At 45.6% G+C, this 4,559-nt stretch carries 5 protein-coding genes; all 5 read right to left on the bottom strand.

Annotated elements, in window-relative coordinates; genetic code table 11:
• Nucleotides 1-41: 41 nt before the first annotated feature.
• Nucleotides 42-983 carry a Xaa-Pro aminopeptidase gene (locus ACTXGO_RS10030; RefSeq protein WP_443574301.1) on the bottom strand — a complete coding sequence of 314 codons (942 nt, stop codon included), beginning with the start codon at nucleotides 981-983 and terminating at the stop codon, nucleotides 42-44.
• A gap of 123 nt (nucleotides 984-1,106) precedes the next feature.
• The gene (locus ACTXGO_RS10025) at nucleotides 1,107-1,592 is read right to left on the bottom strand and encodes an META domain-containing protein (protein ID WP_443574299.1); all 486 of its coding nucleotides are present in this window, start codon (nucleotides 1,590-1,592) and stop codon (nucleotides 1,107-1,109) included.
• Between the two features lie 269 nt (nucleotides 1,593-1,861).
• Nucleotides 1,862-1,984 (bottom strand): hypothetical protein, encoded by a 123-nt coding sequence (locus ACTXGO_RS10020; protein ID WP_317200813.1) that lies wholly within the window; start codon nucleotides 1,982-1,984, stop codon nucleotides 1,862-1,864.
• A gap of 220 nt (nucleotides 1,985-2,204) precedes the next feature.
• Complete coding sequence (locus ACTXGO_RS10015) at nucleotides 2,205-3,284, bottom strand: lipase secretion chaperone (protein ID WP_443574297.1); 1,080 nt, start codon at nucleotides 3,282-3,284, stop codon at nucleotides 2,205-2,207.
• A gap of 92 nt (nucleotides 3,285-3,376) precedes the next feature.
• Complete coding sequence (locus tag ACTXGO_RS10010; RefSeq protein WP_443574295.1) at nucleotides 3,377-4,444, bottom strand: esterase/lipase family protein; 1,068 nt, start codon at nucleotides 4,442-4,444, stop codon at nucleotides 3,377-3,379.
• Between the last annotated feature and the right edge of the window lie 115 nt (nucleotides 4,445-4,559).

The raw sequence follows: 4,559 nt of genomic DNA, 5'->3' as shown, positions 1-4,559 counted from the left end.
TAGAGAAAATTTATGACCGATAAATGAGCGCTTATGCATGTTCACTGGCGACCCCAAACGGGCGCGCGCACAACCGTATCTGCTTGACTGCTAATCGTATAGCTATTGCCGCCCGTCAATGAGGCAATCACTAAACTACTTCGAGTTGGATAAACAGCGTACTGCCCAGAGGGAGACAGGCGCGCCGGCTCATCAAGTCCCGTTTCAGCAAGATCGATCACCTGCCCTGTCGCCAAGGTCATGACTGCCGCTTTGCGCCCATTGAGATACGCCATGCGTTGACCATCACCGCTCAGCTGCGGGCTTGCCGCATAGCCGCCAGTCGCTATAGGAGAGGCGCTACTACTAGCAAAATCATAACGATAGATACGCGGACGCCCTGCTCGGACTTTGTCACTGACATAAACGAAGCTTGCGCCGTCTGGAGCATAGCTTGGCTGCACTTCTGTACTCTTTAGGGTAGTCAGTTGACGCGTACTACCATCAATTAACGACAGCTCATAGATATCAGCGTTGCCGCCGACCGTTGAGCTATAAAGCATTTTTTGACTATCAGGTGAGAAGGAGGCGGATAGATTGCTGCCATTGCTATTGACAATAAGATTGCGCGTTTGACGGCTTAGATCATAGATATAAATCTTGGGCGGCTCGCGCATAGCTTGCTTACTGTAGGCCAGCAGCTGACCATCGGTTGACCATGCGGGCGCGTAGATATAGCCATTGAGCTGCTCAATAAGCTTTCGATCGCTGCCATCAGGACGGATAGTATAAAGCGTCGATATCTTACTTGCGCCCGCGCCTTGCTCCTCGACATAAGCGATACGGCCTGTGCGATCGATTATAGGCATAGCGGCGGTCAGTGGACTGCTGATGCTGGTATCGATAGTTGCTTTTGGGGCAGAAAGGGTTTGGCAACCGCTAACAAGGGTGATAGTCAGTAGCACAAATAGTACCTGACTATTAAAAGAGAAAGCTTTTGGCATAACTGCAATCCAGTAGAGGGCTGTGAGTTACTCTAGTGTAACGCAATTGTTGCAAAAAAAATGCCCCACTATAGCGTGAGGCATCATTATAAAGTAGCTTTGTAAGTCATCTATTGTCGCTAACTATTTAGCAACCGCTTTAAAATAAGCGACTTGATTGTTGTTACGAATAGTCAAAATAGGCACGTTATTGGCATTTTTATTAATATCATATTTGCCTTGTACAGTAGCCATCGTCGCAGTATCAAAGCTGGCTTGTGGCTCAGGACATTGCATAAGCGTGCTCATCATATTACCAAACTCAACGTTACTGTTAACGACTCTATATTCAGCGCCCATATTATTACAGGTATTCATAAAGGTAACGCGATTGGTACCCTCAGCCTCAAAGAAGTTCAGTGTTAAAGGTTTGGCAGGGTTATAAAATAGCTGAGATATCTGCTCGCCGTTGGCACGTTTGGCGTCAACGAGCTGCCAGTTGTAAGCTTGCAAAACGCTAGTCGTTACAGGCTGCGCCGTAGGAGCGTTGACGGTAGGCGTCGTCTGACACCCTGTTAAAACGCCAACTGCAAGTGTACTTGTCATCAAGATTTTAGTCATGGTTTTCATAATATCTCCTAAATATCAGTAGTATTTAATTATTGTCTTATTTGTAGTGCTTAACTTGTAGTGCTAAACAATCTAGCTATTGTGCCTGACTAAACCATACCTGTCATGAGCTATCCTGTATACGACGCGCCCCTACTTTGTACTTTGTTATATGTGTTTTGCTAATAAGGCTTGTCAGATGAGCTAATAGCTGCTAACTGCTCGCTTTAAATTCAGGCATAAAAAAACCCCACTAGTTTGTGAGGTCGTTAAACAAGTATTACTGATAATTAGATGACATCTGTACCTGTAATATCAGGCTGGTCGGTTGGCTGTGCCATCATCGACTGGCAACCTGCTAACATAGTCATCATTACGATACCGGTCATTAGTGCTTTGGTCAGGTTTTTCATTGAAGCTCCCTAAATGTTGTTATAAGTTGGTTTATGGGTACTCATATAAAAGTCGTTGTTGAATGTTAAACTAAAGCTACTCTTATATCAAAATACGAGGCTGCTACTTTAACTTCATGCAAGATGCATAAAAGTAACGAGCTTGTATTTCCATTAGCAACCGTAACTTATCTAAGTCTCAATCACAACTGTCTTTTATCTGACTAAAAGTTATTTAATGTTATTGAGAGGTCTCCTGTTTAAGAGCGGCATAACCCGTTAAGCGTTTACGTTCAGTCTCGCTAAAGAGTTGCTGCTCGAGTTGATTGATTTGAGTTTGTACGTTATCTGGATTTTGCGTTAATAGTTGCTGTTTTTGCACTTGATACTGGGTAAAGCGCTGATCAAAGTCAGCATCCTCGGCATCAAGCTTGGCAAGCCTTGTCGCCGCAGGTGCGCCAACGAGCTCACGGCGCATGTTATATAGCTCCTCAGGCGTGGCGCCGCGCGCTTTCATCTGCTCGGTGCGTTGCATTAGCTTTGCCATATTGACTTGCTGTTCGATATTGGTTTTGATCGCGCTATCAGGTAGCCGGCTAACATAATCCTCTTGCGCCGCTTGCTTTTGTGCTGTGCTCAGTTGCGAGTTTTGCTCAATTCTCATCATCTCAATATTATAGTCATCATACTCATCTTCACTCCCAAAAAACGCTTGTATAGTCTGGTCATCAAAGTATTGCTGACGCAAACGAGCGACGTCTTGTTTTTGCTGCATGACCATGTTTAGATCGAGCTCGCCATTTTGGGTGGCCTGCAATTGCAGCGTGCCATAGCGTTTTTGAATCTCAGGGATGGCTTTGAGATAAGCGACATACTGATGGTATAGCCCAATAGCTTGAGACGCCGCAGGTTCAGGGGTTACACTACGAATATAGCTTTCAACGCGGGCATGTATGGTCGCCTCATCCTCCTCTCCTAGCGCTGATAAAAAATAATCAAACAGTCGGCGCAGCCCTTCGATCACCACTAGCTGACGATTTTCATCGATAATTATTTCGCCATCGACGTCCGTGCCTTGTAGTGAGCGCGGTAGATTCTCAAGTCCTGTAACAAACCGAGTATTGCCGTTATCAGCTACATTCTCTGCGACAACAGCGCTTGAGGAGTCATTTAATACCTCACTATCGGTTGTCGTCGTTTGCATATTTTCGCTTTGTCTGTCACTTGATGTCGGTTTAAACCATAGAACAACAGCAATCAGCGCTGCGATGACAAGACAGATGACGACAAGTAATAAATAAGGGCGACGAGCGTGTGACATAGTAGCGTTATCTTGTTATACGAACCAATGTTGATAAGTATTGATTAAGCTCTAACCAAAATATTTTGAATGAAATGCCTTTTGGCTAGCTATTATAGGTTTGCTTTTTTGAGACGATTGACCTGACTGCGATAGATAGTCGCAGGATTGGTCTCGCGCCATGATACTAGGCCCAATAGCTGATTGGCTGAATCTAAGTGATTCATTCTATAGTCATCACGAATGACATAACCCAATCGGCTTGAGCAGACCGATACTAAGCCATCATTTTGATCCGCGCCAAAGGGGACACTAGTTGCTAGCAAAATAGGATCAGTGACATCAGTGAGATTGGTCAGTTGACCTTTGCCGCTGAACGAGTAGTAATTGATACCATTGATTTGCGTGCTCGTTGGCTGACCACAGTAGCGTGTTGGCATAGCGGCTGGGAATTTGGCGTTGAATTTAGCGGCGCCCTCAGTAGACAAAGCGACCAAAGCGTTCCAGGCGTCTTGTTCTTGCAGTTCAGTAACACTTACGCCTGAGCCAATATCAGTTGCTATGCCTAATAGCTTAAAGAGTCCAGCAGCAGCTTCTGTGACTACGCTATCCTCTGAGAGCTGCGACATAATAGCGTCAGCGGTCTTTGAGCCTTGTTCTGGGCTCGCCACGGCGGTCACTGATGACACGTACTCTGGTGCCACGCCAGCCACGTAACGAATATCGATACCGCCTTGGCTATGGCCTATCAGATTGACTTTTGGTTTGCCTGAGATGGCGGAGATAAGCTTGACCTGCTGAAGCAGCTGCTCGCCGCGTACTTCACTATTATTAGCCGCTGAGGTTTTGGTTGCATATACATCGGTGCCGCCGCGCATTAATGTCTGCGGAATACCATAAAAGTAATCTAACGCCCCAAATAATTTATTAAAACCGCCAAGACCGTGAGCTAACACCACAGGGCTCTTGGTATCGGTATAGCTTGAGGTAAATAACCTAGCGCCTGCCAACTGACAGCCGCTAGGTGCTGAACAAGTATAGTAAGTCGCAGCTTGTACCGAGGTTGATGACAGGGTCATCATGAGTAGGCCAGTACCTAGGCTACCAAGTACGGGTACAATTTTGCGCGGCGTGATAATAGCTTGAAAGGAGTGCTTGATTTTTTGCGTGGTTGACGTCATGACTACATCCTTGTTGTCGATAAATAACTTGCTGTCGATAAATAATGAATGACAAGGTATGAGCATTACTCACTTATATTGAGTAGGGCCGATACCATTGAAATTAGTGCAAATC

It is taken from the genome of Psychrobacter sp. T6-1, assembly GCF_052258445.1.
Note: the sequence above shows the minus strand (reverse complement) of the source record. Positions and strands in the feature narration are given on the sequence as shown.